General features: G+C 69.8%; 12 protein-coding genes. 6 read left to right on the forward strand and 6 right to left on the reverse strand.

What is annotated here, in order from left to right; translation table 11 throughout:
* Positions 1–29 precede the first annotated feature (29 nt).
* Entirely contained in the window at positions 30–3644 is a 3615-nt protein-coding gene (gene cydC, locus K2W61_RS25270) for a thiol reductant ABC exporter subunit CydC (RefSeq protein ID WP_236756782.1), read from the forward strand.
* Here cydC and K2W61_RS25275 read toward each other — a convergent pair.
* Entirely contained in the window at positions 3610–6201 is a 2592-nt protein-coding gene (locus tag K2W61_RS25275; protein ID WP_175131820.1) for a penicillin G acylase, read from the reverse strand. The two genes, cydC and K2W61_RS25275, sit on opposite strands and share 35 nt — an antisense overlap.
* Before the next feature lie 151 nt (positions 6202–6352).
* Here K2W61_RS25275 and K2W61_RS25280 point away from each other — a divergent pair, with 151 nt between their 5' ends.
* Positions 6353–7351, forward strand: coding sequence for a LysR family transcriptional regulator (locus K2W61_RS25280; protein WP_236756783.1), 999 nt, complete (start codon positions 6353–6355; stop codon positions 7349–7351).
* Between the two features lie 269 nt (positions 7352–7620).
* The gene (locus K2W61_RS25285) at positions 7621–9519 is read left to right on the forward strand and encodes an ABC transporter ATP-binding protein (protein ID WP_175131818.1); all 1899 of its coding nucleotides are present in this window, start codon (positions 7621–7623) and stop codon (positions 9517–9519) included.
* A gap of 82 nt (positions 9520–9601) precedes the next feature.
* Here the strand turns inward: K2W61_RS25285 and K2W61_RS25290 are convergent, their stop codons facing one another.
* Positions 9602–10231 (reverse strand): LysE family translocator, encoded by a 630-nt coding sequence (locus K2W61_RS25290; protein ID WP_236756784.1) that lies wholly within the window; start codon positions 10229–10231, stop codon positions 9602–9604.
* A gap of 132 nt (positions 10232–10363) precedes the next feature.
* Between K2W61_RS25290 and K2W61_RS25295 the strand changes: the two genes are divergently transcribed.
* The gene (locus K2W61_RS25295; protein ID WP_175131816.1) at positions 10364–10846 is read left to right on the forward strand and encodes an Lrp/AsnC family transcriptional regulator; all 483 of its coding nucleotides are present in this window, start codon (positions 10364–10366) and stop codon (positions 10844–10846) included.
* Here K2W61_RS25295 and K2W61_RS25300 read toward each other — a convergent pair.
* Positions 10803–11507: a DJ-1/PfpI family protein gene (locus tag K2W61_RS25300; protein WP_175141156.1), complete on the reverse strand. Its 705-nt coding sequence runs from the start codon at positions 11505–11507 to the stop codon at positions 10803–10805. The two genes, K2W61_RS25295 and K2W61_RS25300, sit on opposite strands and share 44 nt — an antisense overlap.
* Between K2W61_RS25300 and K2W61_RS25305 the strand changes: the two genes are divergently transcribed.
* Positions 11502–12482, forward strand: a complete 981-nt coding sequence (locus tag K2W61_RS25305; RefSeq protein ID WP_175131814.1) for a GlxA family transcriptional regulator — start codon at positions 11502–11504, stop codon at positions 12480–12482. The two genes, K2W61_RS25300 and K2W61_RS25305, sit on opposite strands and share 6 nt — an antisense overlap.
* A gap of 20 nt (positions 12483–12502) precedes the next feature.
* Here K2W61_RS25305 and K2W61_RS25310 read toward each other — a convergent pair whose 3' ends face one another.
* Genes K2W61_RS25310 through K2W61_RS25320 form a run of 3 tightly spaced genes read right to left on the reverse strand, consistent with a single transcriptional unit; the run spans position 12503 to position 14627 of the window.
* Entirely contained in the window at positions 12503–12910 is a 408-nt protein-coding gene (locus K2W61_RS25310; RefSeq protein WP_236756785.1) for a hypothetical protein, read from the reverse strand.
* 2 nt (positions 12911–12912) lie between these two features.
* Entirely contained in the window at positions 12913–13635 is a 723-nt protein-coding gene (locus K2W61_RS25315; protein ID WP_236756786.1) for an SDR family oxidoreductase, read from the reverse strand.
* Positions 13632–14627: a Bug family tripartite tricarboxylate transporter substrate binding protein gene (locus tag K2W61_RS25320; protein WP_175131811.1), complete on the reverse strand. Its 996-nt coding sequence runs from the start codon at positions 14625–14627 to the stop codon at positions 13632–13634. The genes K2W61_RS25315 and K2W61_RS25320 overlap by 4 nt, the downstream gene beginning before the upstream one ends.
* 157 nt (positions 14628–14784) lie before the next feature.
* Here K2W61_RS25320 and K2W61_RS25325 point away from each other — a divergent pair, with 157 nt between their 5' ends.
* Positions 14785–15819 (forward strand): cyclase family protein, encoded by a 1035-nt coding sequence (locus K2W61_RS25325; RefSeq protein ID WP_175131810.1) that lies wholly within the window; start codon positions 14785–14787, stop codon positions 15817–15819.

A 15819-nucleotide genomic window follows, 5' to 3' on the forward strand; every position in this document is an offset into this window, starting at 1 on the left:
ACCATGCAGGCTCTGGAGGGAGCATTGATATGTATTTCGATTCGAGGCTTTGGCAACTGACCGCGGGACTGCGCGCCGGCATGGCGGGCGGCATTTTCCTGGGCCTGCTGGCGCTGGCGGCGGGCATCGCCCGCTATGTCTTCCTGGGCCAGTTGCTGGCGCGGGTGTTCGACGGCGCGCCGTGGCGGGACTGGCTGGCGCCGGCGCTGTGCGTCGGCGCCATGGTGCTGCTGCGCGCCCTGCTCGACCACCTGCGCACGGTGCAGGCCAACCGCTGCTCGGCGCAGGTGCAGCAGACGCTGCGCGCGCGGCTCTACGACCGCATCGTGGCGTTGGGCCCGGCCTGGTTCGCCAACCAGCGCACCGGCGGCGTGATGCTGACGGTCGTCGATGGCGTCGAGCAACTGCAGACCTTCTTCGGCCAGTACCTGCCGCAGGTCGCCATTGCCGCGGCCGCGCCGTTCGCCATTTTCGCCGTCATCGCCTTCTGGGACGTGCCGACCGCGCTGGTGTTCCTGGTGGCGGCGCTGTTCGCGCTGCTCGGCCCGATGGCAGTGCACATGCTGGACCGCCGCGCCAGCCTGGCGCGCACCCGTTCGCTGAATGCGTTCGGCGAGGAATTCCTGGACGCGGTGCAGGGCTTGCCGACGCTCAAGTCGTATGGCCAGGGCAAGACCTTCGGCCGGCGCCTGGCCGCGCGCGCCCGGGCCCTGTCCGACAACACCTTCTGGGTGCTGTCGGTGAGCCTGCTGACGCGCGGCATCAGCGACCTGGGCGTGGCGCTGGGCGCCGCGCTGGCGCTGACGGTGGGCGCCTGGCGCGTGACCGCCGGCGACATGAGCGTCGAAGCGCTGCTGATCGTGCTGATGGCCGGCACCGAGATCTTCCGGCCGCTGCGCGACCTGCGCGCGGTGCTGCACCGGGGCATGCTGGGCCAATCGGCCGCCGCCAGCATCCACGCGCTGATGGACGCGCAACCGCTGACCGCCGCCCCGGCCGTACAGGCGGGCGCTGCGCCCGCGCGGCTCGATCCGACCATTGAATTCGACGCGGTCGCGTTCTCGTACTCGCCGCAACGGCACGCGCACCAGGGCCTGTCGTTCCGCATTGCCGCCGGCGAACGCGTCGGCATCGTCGGCCCCAGCGGCGCCGGCAAGTCCACCATCGTGCGCCTGCTGCTGCGCGAATGCGTGCCGCAGGCCGGCGCCATCCGCGTCGGCGGCCATGACGTCAACCAGCTCGACACGCAAACGCTGCTGGGCCAGATGGCGCTGGTCAGCCAGGACATCACGCTGTTCCACGGCACCATCGACGACAACCTGCGGCTGGGCCGGCCCGACGCCAGCCACGAACAAGTGCGCGCCGCCGCCCGCGCCGCCAACATCGACGACTTCATCATGGCGCTGCCGCAGGGCTACGCCACCCGCATCGGCGAGCGCGGCCTGCAACTGTCGGGCGGCCAGCGCCAGCGCGTGGCAATCGCCCGCGCGCTGCTGCGCGACGCGCCCATCCTGATCCTGGACGAGGCGCTGTCGTCGGTCGACACCGAGAACGAGGCGCTGATCCAGCAGGCGCTGGACCGGCTGATGGCCGGCCGCACCACGCTGATCCTGGCGCACCGCCTGGCCAGCGTGATCGGCGCCGACCGCTGCCTGGTGCTGGACCAGGGCCGCGTGGTCGAGCAAGGCCCGCACGACGCGCTGATGCGCCAGCGCGGCCTGTACTACCGCCTGATGCACGAGCAGGCCGTGGCGCTGGCCGCGCCGACCGCCCCACCCGTGGCCGCCACCGCCCAGGCCGCCGCGGCGCGCGACGCCGACGGCGATGCGGACGGCACCGGACAGGGCCCGGCGCTGCGCCCGCTGGACGCCGACGCCGAACAGGTCGGCTGGCGCGCCACGCTGGCCACCCTGCTGTCGGTGGTGCAGCCTTGGCGCGGTACCCTGATCGCCACCATCCTGCTGGGCGTGGCGCGCGTGGCCGCCTTCATCGGCGTCGGTGTGCTCAGCGCGCTGGTGGTGGCCGCCATCCGCGACGGTCGCGATACCTCGGCGCTGATCATCGGCCTCTTGGCCGCCGCGCCGCTGGCCGCGCTGTTCCACTGGCTCGAATCGTGGCTGGCGCACGCCATGGCCTACCAGTTGCTGGCCGACATGCGCGTCAAGCTCTATGACAAGCTCGAACGGCTGGCGCCCGCCTACCTGCTGCAACGCCGCTCGGGCGACCTGGTGGCGCTGGCGACGCAGGACGTGGAGATGGTCGAGTACTTCTACGCCCATACCATCGCCCCGGCCATCGTCTCGGTGCTGGTGCCGCTGTCGGTGCTGGGCTTCCTGGCCTTCTACAGCTGGCCGGTGGCGCTGGCGCTGCTGCCGTTCCTGGCCTATGCGCTGGTGTCGCCGGTGCGCGGCCGTCGCAAGGTCGACGCGCTGGGCGACCGCGCCCGCGACGCCCTGGGCGAGATGAGCGCGCACACCACCGACACTATCCAGGGCCTGGCCGACCTGACCGCGTTCCAGGCCACCGGCCGCCGGCGCGAGGAATTCCTCAAGGTGGCCGACCAGTACCGCGCGCGCCGCCTGGATATCCTGCGCGACCTGTCGCGCCAGACCGCCTGGTTCGAGACCGCCATGGGCCTGGGCGGGTTGGCCGTGGCCGTGGTCGGCGCGCTGCAGGTGTCGGCCGGCGCCCTCTCGGCCAGCATGCTGCCGCTCTTGGTGCTGATCGCGTTGGCGACCTTCCTGCCGGTGTCGGAGATCTCGCAGGTCAGCCGCCAGCTGGCCGACACCATTGCCGCCACGCGCCGCCTGCACGTGGTCAACAACGAGCCCGAACCGGTCAGCGACGGCCCGCTGCCGCCGCCGGTGGCGCCGCACGGCCTGTCGCTGGCCTTCGATCATGTGTATTTCGCCTATCCCGGCAAGCGCCAGGACACGCTGCGCGACCTGAGCTTCACCGTGCCGGCCGGCGCCACCGTGGCGGTGGTGGGCGCCTCGGGCGCGGGCAAGAGCACCGTAGCCAGCCTGCTGCTGCGTTTCTGGGACCCGCGCCAGGGCACGGTCAGGCTAGACGGCGTGGATGTGCGCCAGATGCAGTTGGACGGCCTGCGCGAACGCGTGGCGCTGGTGACGCAGGACACCTACCTGTTCAACGACACGCTGGAAGGCAACATCCGCCTGGCGCGCCCCGACGCCAGCCGCGAGGAACTGGCGCGGGCGCTCGAACAGGCGGCCCTGGGCGACTTCGTGCGCAGCCTGCCCGACGGCCTGGCCACGCGCGTCGGCGAACGCGGCATGCAACTGTCCGGCGGCCAGCGCCAGCGCATCTCGATCGCGCGCGCCTTCCTGAAGAACGCGCCGGTGCTGATCCTGGACGAGGCCACCTCGCACCTGGACACCCTGTCGGAACTGCAGGTGCGCGGCGCGCTGGAGGTGCTGATGCGGCACCGGACCACGCTGGTGATCGCGCACCGCCTGGCCACCATCCGCGACGCCGACCTGATCCTGGTGCTGGACAACGGCACGCTGGCCGAGGCCGGCACGCACGACCAGTTGCTGCGCAAGCAAGGCGTGTACGCCAGGCTTGCCAGCCACCAGGGCGCGCGCGACCTTACCGCGGGTAGCGCAACGTCTCTTCCGACGTAGCGTTGCGCCGCACCTCATCGGCCGTGAACCACACCCGTTTGCTGCCGAAGGTGTTGTACAGGTCGAACTGGTCGCGGGTGTGCGGCGACGGCGTGCCGTCCGGGGCGACGAAGCCGCTCTGCCCCGGCGCCACCACATCCACCGCGCGCACCGATTTGCCGTCGAACACCGTCATGTTGTTCTCGGTGCCGCGGTTCTGCGTGGCCCGATAGCGCAGCACCGCCTTGGCGTCGGCCTGCGGCACGCCCAGGAAGTTCTTGGGCGCGAACACCATCGGCGGCGCCGGGATCTTCCATGCCGCCGGGTCCTGGCCATAGGCCTGGCGCAGCGCCGCCAGCGCATCGTCCAGCGCCGCGAGGATGACGTCGTCGGCACGCGCGCCGTTGAAGAAGTCATAGCGCTGCGGCACGCCAGCCTCGGGCCCGGCCAGGGCGTTGAACAGCACCTTGACGCCGGTGGTCAGGTTGAGCGAACCGGTGGCCGGCGCCTGCGGTGTCGGGTAGCCGGTGGCGCTGTACCACTTGAAGAAGTCGGCCGGCATCTCGTCGGCCAGCGTGCGCCGCAGCATGGCGCGCAGCCACGCGTCCATGACCGCCGGGCCGGCGTTGTCGAAGTAACCCGGTTGGCGCTCGCTGGTCATCATGCCGTCCCAGGCCGCCAGGCCGGCCACCAGGCGAACGCGCGGATCATCCGCCGGCAGCCCTTGCACCGCGCGTTGCAGGAACGGCAGGAAATGACGGCGGTTGACGTCGGCGTAGCTGGTGGTGCGGATCAGGTCCCACATCTGCTGCGCGCTGACCTTGCCTCCGTTCGCGGTCATGGCCTTCAGGCGCGTCTCGATCTCGGCGTAGCGGTCGGCCTGGCCCCAGACGATGGCGAACAGGTCGGTGGACGGGTAGCCGCGCATCGGCTGGTTGTTCCAGTTGGCGATGAAGCCCTGGCGCGGGTTGTAGACCTGCGGATTGGTAGAGAACGGCAGCAGGCCCAGCCAGTCCATCTCGCCGGTGCCGGGCACCGGCAGGCGCGGATCGTGGCCCGGACGGCGCCTGGGATAGAAGCCCGTGTGCGCGTAGCCAATGTTGCCGCGGTCGTCGGCGTAGTACCAGTTGATGGTCAGCGCATGGCGCGCCGCCTGCGCCTTCCACTGTTCCCAGTTGGCCGATTGCGTCTTGCGGGTCCAGGCCATCAGCGATTGCAGTTCATAGCCTTCCCAGGCGCGCGCCTTGGCGTAGGCCACGTGCTGCGCGTCGTCGAACTTGACGATCAGGCCATGCACGCTGCGGTACACGTCCAGCGTCACTGGCGCCGCGTCCTTCACCAGGATCAGGTCGGTGCGCTTTTCCAGCGTCTTCCATTGGCCGTCGTGGAAATAGCGCGTGCGGTCGGCGGGATCGAGCTTTTCGGCAAAGATGTCGACGTCATCGCCGAAGCCCGCGGTCGAGCCCCACGTCACGTGTGCATTGTGGCCGAACAGAATGCTGGGATAGGCGAACGGCGTGTTGCCGACCACGTCGAAGCCGGCGCCGTGCAAGCCGATGCCGTAGGTATAGGCCGGATTCCACCAGCCGAACTGCGGGCCGTTCAGCAGGATCGAGCGCGCGTCCTTGGCGTGGTCGCGGCCCACGATCCACATATTGCTGGTGGTCGGAAAGCCGGCGATGCCGGGCTGGCCCGATTGCGCGTATTGGGCGGCCAGTTGCGCCCGCAGCGTCGCCGGCGCGCCGTCGACCACGCCCCGCGTGGCCGGGTCGCGCACCACCCGCTCGAGCATCGGCGGCGTGCCGTCGTAGCGCGGCAGCGCGTAGGCCAGCGGGTCCGCGCCGTCCGGCTGGAACACCGGCGGCTGGTAGCTGCCCGCTTCGGCCGGCACCGTGGTCGGCGCGCGGCTGTCGGTCAGCCAGCGCAACTGGTTGAAGATGCGCATGGCATCGGCGGCGCCATGCCGGTCCTTCAACGCCGTCAGCAGCGCCAGGTTGTCGATCTCGCTGTTGGCGTCCGAAAAGCGGTTGGCCATGGTGCCGACGAAGATCATCGCCACGTCGTAGGCGGTCCAGTCGGCCGGCGCGAAACCCAGGTCATTGAATTCCTTGGGCATCAGTTGGCCCGGCTGGGCCCGCACCCGCGCCAGCCAGGCGTTCATGCCAGCCGCGTAGCCGTCCAGCACCTGGCGGTCGGCGGCCGGCAGCGCCGCCAACTGGCGCTGGATGCGCTCGGGCGAGAAATTGGCGCGGATCGACTTGTCGAAGCCCACCATCGAGGCGCCCAGCACCTCGGCCACCCGGCCCTGGGTGCTGCGCCGCGCCATCTCCATCTGGAACAGCCGGTCCTGCGCCACCGCGTAGCCGTAGCCGTAGAAGATGCCGTACACCGTGTCGGCATAGACATGCGGCATGCCGTAGGCATCGCGCCGGATCGTGACCTTGCCATCGGCGGTTTGGGGCCGTGCCGCAACCGCCTCGGACGTCTGGCCGGCGGCTGGCGCCACCGGCTGCGCCGCCATCGCGGGCAGGCACGAACTGGCCGCCAACAGGGCGGCCGACAACCATTGCTGCTTCATTGAATCTGTCTCCGTATCGAATGGGTCCGCGCCGCGAGCCTGCCGCGGGCGATCGGCGGCGCCTCTGCCGGGCGCCGTCCGCGAACCATGATACGGAGCCGCCAACTATAATTCCAATGCATTCGATTCATATGATTCATGCGGTTGCAACATGGACTTTCAGAAACTCAAGCACCTGCTCGCGGTGGTCGAACACGGCACCTTTTCGCGCGCCGCCGACAAGGTCAACCTGTCCCAGCCCGCGCTCAGCCGCAGCATCCAGGCACTGGAAGCCGAACTGGGCCTGCCGCTGCTGGACCGCGGCACCCGCCAGGTGCGGCTGACCCCCTACGGCGCCTGCGTGGCCGAACGCGCCCGCCGCATGCGCTACGAGGAAACCGAGCTGCGCCGCGAACTCAAGACCCTGGCCGGCGGCGAATCCGGCACCCTGTCGATCGGCCTGAGCCCCGCCCCCGCCTCGCTGCTGCTGACGCCCTTCCTGGCGCACATGGCGACCCATCACCCCCATGTGCGCGTCACCACCGAACTCGGCGCCACCGGCGCCCTGCTGGAGCTGCTGCGCGCCGAACGCATCGACGCGATGGTCTGCGACGCCCGCATGCTCTACAGCGCGGCCGACCTCGAGACCCGCCCGCTCGCTCCGCTGCGGGCCGGCGTGGTGTGCCGCGCCGGCCATCCCATTCTGGCCCACCGCCGCCCCACCATCGACCACATCCGTCAATATCCCGTCGCCTCCAGCACCCTGAGCCCCGAAGTGTCCCTGCGCCTGGCCGAAACGCTCGGCCCCGCCGGCGCGCCCGAGCAGATGGTCACCGTGCGCTGCGAGAACCTCGACGCCCTGGCGCGCCTGGCCCTCACCACCGACACGCTATTGCTCGGCGTCCTCTGCATCACCCGCCCGCAACAGGAAGCCGGCCTGCTGGTCGAAGTGCCGCTCGCGCCCGACCCCCAACGCCAGGGCCACTACGCTCTGGCCCGCCTGGCCGGCCGCAGCCCGCTGAAGGCGCAGGATGCGCTGTACACCTTCACCCGGCAATGCTGGAGCGAGTTCGCCGCATTCCGGCCCAAGCAGCCCGCGCCGTGGAAAAAAACCCACGTGGCGCAATCCCCCACCGCCGGCGCGGTTGATGCGCCTACACCACTTCTATAGAATCTTCAATTCGGGCCTGTGCCCATTCTTTTTTTCCCTCACCTACACCTGGGAGGCGCAAGATGATGAATCCGCATACCGCCATCCCGCGCGTATCTCCGCGACGCCATTAAGTCGTCGCCCGCGCGGCCCCATCGCCAGACGACCTGGCGACTGGTCCGCCGTGCCCGCCCTACCCCCCTGAACGCAATGCCCGCGCCGCGAGGCGCAGGTCGTATCACCTTCTTCCCACAAGGAATCCGGCGCCTTCGCGTTGCCGGGCGATCGCAATGAATCGAACAAAAATCGATCTGCGAGGACAAGCCTTCAAGGACGTCCTCGGCTTTACCTTCCGCTATTGGCGCGCCCAGCCGTGGCGCACCGCTTTCATCGTCGCGCTGGCGCTGCTGTCGGCCGTGGCCGACGTGCTGACTCCGCTGTACGCGGGCCGGCTGGTCGACGCGGTGGCTTCCGGCGCCGCGGCCGACGCGCAGGTCTGGGGCGCGGCCATCACCGCGTTCTGGCTGCTGATCGCGCTGGGCATCGGCGCCACGCTGCTGCGCCAGGCCGTGTTCCAGAACATCATCGTCTTCACCCTGAAGATGATGAACGGCATGGTCTCCAATGCTTTCTACCGGGTGCAGCGCTTTTCCACCGACTGGCACGCCAACAGCTTCGCCGGCTCGACCGTGCGCAAGATCACCCGCGGCATGTGGGCGGTGGACCTGCTGAACGACACGCTGCTGGTGGCGCTGCTGCCGTCGATCATCATGCTGCTTGGCGCCACCGTGCTGCTGGGCATCCACTGGCCGGTGATGGGCCTGGTGGTGGGCATCGGGTCGGTGCTGTACATCGCGGTCACGGCGACACTGTCGCTGGGCTACGTGGCGCCGGCGGCGCGGCTGGGCAATGCCTGGGACACGCGCATGGGCGGCGCGCTGGCCGACGCGGTCAGCTGCAACCCCGTGGTCAAGGCCTTCGGCGCCGAGACCCGCGAGGAAGCGCGCCTGGACCGGGTGGTCGACAAGTGGCGCCGCCGCACGCGCCGCACCTGGATTCGCGCCACGTTCAACGGCGGCGTGCAGGGCGCGATGCTGGTGGCAATGCAGGCCGGCATCCTGGGCGCATCGCTCTGGCTGTGGTCGCGCAACCAGGCCAGCGTCGGCGACATCACCTTCGCCCTGACCATGTTCTTCATGCTGCAGGGCCACCTGCGCGACGTGGGCATGCACATCCGCAACCTGCAGCGCTCGGTCAACGACATGGAAGAGCTGGTCGCGCTGGAAAAGCAGCCGCTGGGCGTGGACGACCGGCCCGGCGCCGGTGCACTGCGCGTCACGGCCGGCGAGATCCGCTTCGAGGACGTCACCTTCCGCTATGGCCGCCACGAAGCGCCGCTATACGAGGGCTTCTCGGCGCGCATCGCGCCGGGGGAGCGGGTCGGCCTGGTCGGGCATTCGGGCTCGGGCAAGACCACCTTCATCAAGCTGATTCAGCGCCTGTACGACGTCAACGGCGGCCGCATCACCATCGACGGGCAGGACATCGCCCAGGTCAGGCAGGCCTCGCTGCGCAGCCAGATCGCGATCGTGCAGCAGGAGCCGGTGCTGTTTCACCGCACCCTGGCCGAGAACATCGCCTACGCCCGCCCCGGCGCCTCGCAGGCCGAGATCGAGCAGGCGGCGCGGCAGGCCAGCGCGCATGACTTCATCATGGCCTTGCCCAAGGGCTACGCAACGCTGGTGGGCGAGCGCGGCGTCAAGCTGTCGGGCGGTGAGCGCCAGCGCGTGGCGATCGCCCGGGCCTTCCTGGCGGACGCGCCGATCCTGATCCTGGACGAGGCCACGTCGAGCCTGGACAGCGAGAGCGAGGTGCTGATCCAGCAGGCCATGGAGCGCTTGATGGTCGGCCGCAGCACGCTGGTGGTGGCGCACCGGCTGTCCACGGTGCGCGCGCTCGACCGCCTGCTGGTGATGGACCGCGGCCGCATCATCGAGGAAGGCAGCCATGACCAGTTGATCCGCTTGCAGGGCGGCCTGTACCGGCGCCTGTTCGAGCGCCAGGCCCTGGAACTGACCAAGGGCCTGACGCAGGCGGAACTGCTGGCCGATGGCGCCCGCCCCCTGCCGGCGCCGGCCGCCGGCGAGGAGCAGGATCAGGACGAAGCGTCCTTCGCGTTCGGCAAGTAGGCGCAGGGCCTGACTCGCGTCAGGCCCATTTCATGGCCGCCCACGGCCTGGGCAGCGCGCGGATCGCCGTGGACCGGCGGCCTCAGCGATTCAACGTCAGCCGCAGGCCGAAGGCGATCAGCGCGCCGCCGAATACGGCGCCTTGCCACTTCTGCACGCGCGGGTGCGCCGCCATCCAGCGGCCCAGCGCGCCGCCCGCCAGGGCGCACAGCACATCGAAGGTCAACCCCAGGCTCACCAGGATCACGCCCAGCAGGGCGAACTGCTGGCCGATCGCGCCCTGCGCCGGCGACACGAACTGCGGCAGCAGCACCGAGCAGAACAGCAGCGCCTTGGGGTTGAGAACATTGGTCAACACCCCGCTCAACAACGCCGCGCCGCCCCCCCTGCCGCGCGCGGCCGCCTGCGCCTCGTGCGCCACGCCATACGACAGCGGCCCCGCGCGCAGCAGCCGCGCGCCCAGCCAGATCAGATAGCCGCCGCCGACGGTGCGCGCCGCATCGAAGGCCCAGGGGTGCGCCTTGAACAGCGCCGCCAGCCCCAACGCCGCCAGCGTCACGTGGGCGGCGCGCGCCAGGGCCAGGCCCACCGCCACCGCCAGCGCCGGGCCTCGGCCGCGCAGGGCGCCGGTTTCGAGCAGCAGGATCATGTCCGGCCCCGGCACCACATACACAATCAACAATGCCCCGAGAAACAACGCCATGTCGGCCATACGCCACGCTCCGTGCTGCTGGAAATGGCGATCATTCTAGGGAAAAGGCATCGGCATGTGCTTGCTATTCCTGCCAACTTGAATAACATGATTGGCATATCCAACCAATCAAAATCCTATTATTTTTATTTCATGCCAAAACGCCAATTGGACGCCTACGACCGGCGCATACTCGAGGCCCTGCAACAGAATGGCCGCCTGACCAATGTCGAGCTGGCCGAGCAGATCGGCCTGTCGCCCTCGCCCTGCCTGCGGCGGGTGCGGCTGATGGAGGAAGCCGGCGTGATCCAGGGCTATGAGGCCCGGCTGGCGCCGGACGAGGTCGGGCTGGGCCTGACGGTATTCGTCGGGGTCAAGGTCGAGCGCCACCACGAGCGTGATGCCGAGCAGTTCCGCAAGGAAGTCTGCGCCCTGCCCGAAGTGGTGGCGGCGCACCTGGTGTCGGGCGAATCGGACTTCCTGCTGCAGGTGGTGCTGCCGGACCTGCGCGGCTATGAACGCTTCCTGCTGGGCACGCTGCTGAAGCTGCCCGGCGTGAAGGACATCCGCAGCAATTTCGCGATCCAGACGGTCAAGCCGCAGAGTCCCCTGCCGCTGGACCACCTGGGGCATTGAGCGCCGCCTGCCGCACCTTGGCGCTGCGCTGCTCGAAGCGCGCCTGCGACTGCGCCAGGTAGCGCTGCACGATGGCCGGTTCCGAGGTCCTGGGCGTGCCGCCCGGGAATGGCGGCTCGGGGTCATACTCGATCTGCAGCTGGATCAGCTTGGCGGCCTCGTCACCGCACAACGTGGCCACCACCTTCAGGGCCATGTCGATGCCCGAGGTAACGCCGCCGGCGGTGAAGACATTGCCGTCCACGCACAGCCGCGCCTCGGTCGGCACGGCGCCGAAATGCGCCAGCAACTCGCGGGCGCGCCAATGGCTGGCGGCGCGCCTGCCGCGCAGCAGGCCGGCCGCGCCCAGCAGCAGCGATCCGGTGCAGATACCGAAGACGTATCGCGCGCCCAACGCCTGCCGGCGCGTGAACGCCACCCAATCCGGGTCGAGGATGGCATCATCCGTGCCCGGTCCGCCCGGCACCACCAGCAGATCGCAGGGCAGCGCCGACGCCAGCGTGCGGGTCGGCACGAAGCACAGGCCGCGATCGCTACGCACCGGATCCGGCGATTTTGCGACAAAATCAATGCTGAAACCGGGCGCGGCGGCGAGCACCTCGTAGGGCCCGGTCATATCCAGCTGGGTCAGCCCTTCGAACAAGAGAATATTCACATGCACGACGATGCTCCTTGGCAGAACGGAACCTCCAGCGTAGACCGGGACCGCGGCGCGCGCGCGCCAAACAGCGGCACAATCGCGCCAAAACGCATTGTCTTCCTGGTGTACGACGGTTTCCAGCCGCTTGACCTGGCCGGTCCGTGGCAGGCATTCAGCAGCGCCAACGAGGAAGGCGGCGCCGGCTATCATCTGAGCACCGTGGCCGCCCGCCCGGTGGTCAGCACCTGGGACCAGGGCCTGCGCATGCAGGTCAGCGCCACTTTCGCCAGCGACGATGACGCGCCGATCGACATGCTGTTCGTGCCGGGCGGGCCAGGCATCGACTCGGCCAGCACCCATGGCGAAACCCTGGCCTGGCTGCGGCGCCGCAGCCCGCAGGCGCGCCGCACCTGCAGCGTCTGCACCGGCGCTTTTCTGCTGGCCGCGGCCGGACTGCTCGACGGCCGCCGCGTCACCACGCACTGGCGCTCGGCCGACCGGCTGCGTCAACTGCACCCCGGACTGCGGGTGGAAGACGACCGCATCTACATCGAGAGCGGCAACGTCTGGACCTCGGCCGGCGTGACCGCGGGCATCGACCTGGCGCTTGCGCTGATCGAGCGCGACGTGGGCGCGCGGGTGTCGCAGGACGTGGCGCGCCGCCTGGTGGTCTTCATGCGCCGCAACGGCGACCAGCGCCAGTACAGCCAGTCGCTGCGCCTGCAGGATCGCCTGGCGGCGCCGTTCCGCGACCTGGTGGAGAAAATCGAGGCCAGCCTCTCGGCGCGCTGGTCGGTCGACGACATGGCCGATGCCTGCCACATGTCGCGCCGCACTTTCCAACGCAAGTTCGTGGCGCATTTCGGCGTGACGCCGAGCGAGGTGCTGCGTCAACTGCGGCAGGAGCGCGCCAGCGCGCTGGGCGCCGCCGGCAAGCTGTCGGCAAAGGCCGCCCGGCGCGCGCTGGCGGACTACGGCCAGCCGGCCCAGGCGTGATGCGCCAATAGCGCGTCCCGCTAGCGCCTGGTCCAGTTGCGGCCATCGGTGGAGTAATAGCGTCCGCCGCTGCTGCAGCAGCCGCCTGCCCCCAGGGCCTGGCGGCCGACAAATGCCTCCACGCCCGGGGCCTTGGCCTGCAGGCTCTGGCGCGCGCAGGACATGAGCGACGGATAGAACTCGGGTTCCAGCACCTTGACCCAGCGGCGTGCGCCGGACGCGGGATCGGCCTCGTCCAGGTAGACCACGCAATCACTCACCACCAGATGCACCGCCTGGCCGTTCAGACGGCCCCTGAACTCGTGTTCGGGCGCCAAGTCGCGCAGCGATTGCGGGTCGAGACCGGACGGCGCGGGCCGTTCGTCGCAGCCGGCCAGCAATGCCAGCGCCATCAGCCCGGCCCAGGCCCAACGCGCGCGCGCGGCCATGCCTATGCCGCCAAGCCGACCGACATGCCGCCGCACACATACAGCAGCTGGCCGGTCATGAAGCCGGCGCGCCGGTCCAGGAACAGCGCAACCGCGTGCGCCACGTCCTCGGGCCGGCCGACGCGGCCCACCGGGATGGACGCCTCCAGCGCCACCGTCCGCGGGTCGCCCGGCGGGTTCGACTGCTCGAACAGTTCGGTGGCGATCGGCCCGGGCGCGACGGTATTGACGGTGATGCCGTCCTTGCCCAATTCCAGCGCCCAGGTGCGCGTCATGCCAGCCAGGCCGGACTTGGTGGCGCCATAGGCCGAACGGCCCGGCTTGCCCAGGCCGGCGCGGCTGCCGATGTTGACCACGCGCCCGTAGCCCGCCTCGCGCATGCCCGGCAACAACGCCTGCAGCAGCAGTAGCGGCGCGGCCAGGTTCAACGCCACCGTACGCGCCAGATCCTCCTGGGTCACGGCGTCGATGTCCGCCACCTGGATCATGCCGGCGTTGTTGACCAGGTGCAGCACCGGCCGCGCCGCCGCCAAGGCCGACGCGGCCGCCACCGTGGCAGCCGCATCGCCCAGGTCCACGGACTGGAAGGTTTCGCCGGGCAATGTCGCCTGCGGCGGGCGGCGGCTGAAGTTGACGACCTCGAAGCCGTCCTGCAACAGCCGCGCGACGATGGCGCGGCCGATGCCCCGGCTGCCGCCGGTGACCAATACGATGGGAGCGGTCATTGCGCGGTGATTCCCTTGTCCTTGATGAGACGGCCCCATTTGCCGCGTTCCTGGCGCTCGAACGCCGCAAGCTCGGGACCGAACAGCGTACCCGGTTTGGCGCCCATGGTGGCGAAGTTGGTGGCGATGGCCGGCGTGGCCAGCCCGCTGCGCGCCGCCTCGATCAGTTGCCGCACCACCGGCTCCGGCGTGCCGCGCGGCGCGTACAGCGCGAACCACGCCGTCACGTCAAAGCCCGGCAGGCCGGACTCGGCCACCGTGGGCAGGTTTGGCACCGAGGGATCGCGCGCGGCCGAGGTCACCGCCACCCCGCGCACCAGGTTGCCGTCTTTGATCTGCGCCAGCGCGCCAGGCAGGTTGTCGAACAACAGGTCGACCTGGCCGCCGGCCACCGCCGGCAGCGATGCCGAGGAGCCCTTGAACGGCACGTGCAGCAGGGTCACGCCGGCCATGGCCTCGAAATAGGCGCCCGTCAGGTGCACCGACGAACCCACTCCGGGCGATGCGTAGGTCAGCTTCCTGTCCTTGGACTGCCTGGCGGCCTGGATCACGTCGGCCACGGTCTTGTAGGGCGACTTGGCGCTGACGGCGATGACGTTGGGCGTGGTGGACACCAGCGCGATCGGCACCAGGTCGCGCTCCGGATCGAACGCCATATTGCTGTACAGGAACTGGTTGATGGTCTGGGTGCCGATGGTGCCCAGGCCCAGCGTGTAGCCATCGGCCTTGGCGCGCGCCACGTAGGCCATGCCGATGTTGCCGCCCGCGCCCGGCTTGTTCTCGACCAGCACGGTCTGCTTCAAGCCCGGCTGCAGCGCGTTGGCGATGGCGCGGCCGAAGATGTCGGCGCCGCCGCCCGGCGGATATGGCACCACCACAGTGATGGGATGCTCGGGATAGCCGGCGGCATGCGCCGCGGACATGGCCAGCGCGGCCAGGGCGGCCACGGCCAGCGCGCGCCGCCCGGCGCGCCTGTACAGGGAATGCGTCATGAATATGTCTCCTCGCGAATCCGCTGGTGCGGATTTCTTCTGGCTCCGCCTCGGGGCGGATGCTGTTGGTGGATGCCCGCGCAAGGCGGGCACTTCCTATAGTACGTAAATACGTACTATATTCACAAGAACACGAAATGGATACCGGAGACAAACCATGAAACGCTGGACGCGCCGTCCCGAGGGATCGACCTGGGGCGACTTCGGGCCGGACGACGAGATCGGCCGCCTGAACCTGCTGACCGAGGAAAAAGTGCTGCAGGGGGTGCGTGAAGTGCGCGCCGGCAAGGTCTTCTGCCTGTCGTTGCCGCTGGACCTGCCCGGCGGCAACGTACTCAACCCGCGCCGCCATCCGCCGCAGCTCAAGCCCACCTTCCGCGACGGCACGCCCTACCTGAACTTCGCCATGGCGCGGCTGCAAGCCGAGGCTGTCGACGTGCTGTCGGACGACCAGGTCACGCTCAGCCTGCAATACTCGACCCAGTGGGACGGCCTGTGCCACGTCGGCGCGCAGTTCGACATCCAGGGCGACGGCCAGGCCCGCCGTGTCTACTACAACGGCTATGCCGCCGGGGTGGACGTGTTCGGCGGCGACGATGCCGCGCCCGACGCCTGCTGCCCGCCGGGCGGTTCGTACGCGCGCAAGCTCGGCATCAACCGCTATGCCGAAAAAGGCATGCAGGGCCGCGGCGTGCTGATCGATCTGGCGCGCGCCTTCGGCCCCGGCCGCACGCGGGTGGGCCTTACCCAGTTGCAGGCGGCGATGCGCGAACAACAGGTCGTGGTCGAGCCGGGCGACATGCTGGTGCTGCGCACCGGCTTCGCCGAAGCGCTGCTGGAAATGGACGGCCGGCCGGATCCGCACCGCCTGGAGCAGACCGGCGCGGTGCTGGACGGCGCCGACGCGGCGTTGCTGGGCTGGATCAGCGATAGCGGCGTGGCGGCAATCTGCGCCGACAACTACGCGGTCGAAGCCTACCCGGCCCGCACCGCCGGCCCCGGTCATTCGATCCTGCCGTTGCACCATCACTGCCTGTTCAAGCTGGGCGTGCCGCTGGCCGAGCTGTGGTACCTGAAGGCGCTGGCCGACTGGCTGCACGCGCAGGGACGCAACCGATTCCTGCTGACCGCGCCGCCGCTGCGCCTGCCGGGCGCGGTGGGTTCGCCGGTGACGCCGATCGCCACGGTGTAA

Source organism: Achromobacter pulmonis (assembly GCF_021733725.1).
Lineage (GTDB): Bacteria > Pseudomonadota > Gammaproteobacteria > Burkholderiales > Burkholderiaceae_B > Achromobacter > Achromobacter pulmonis.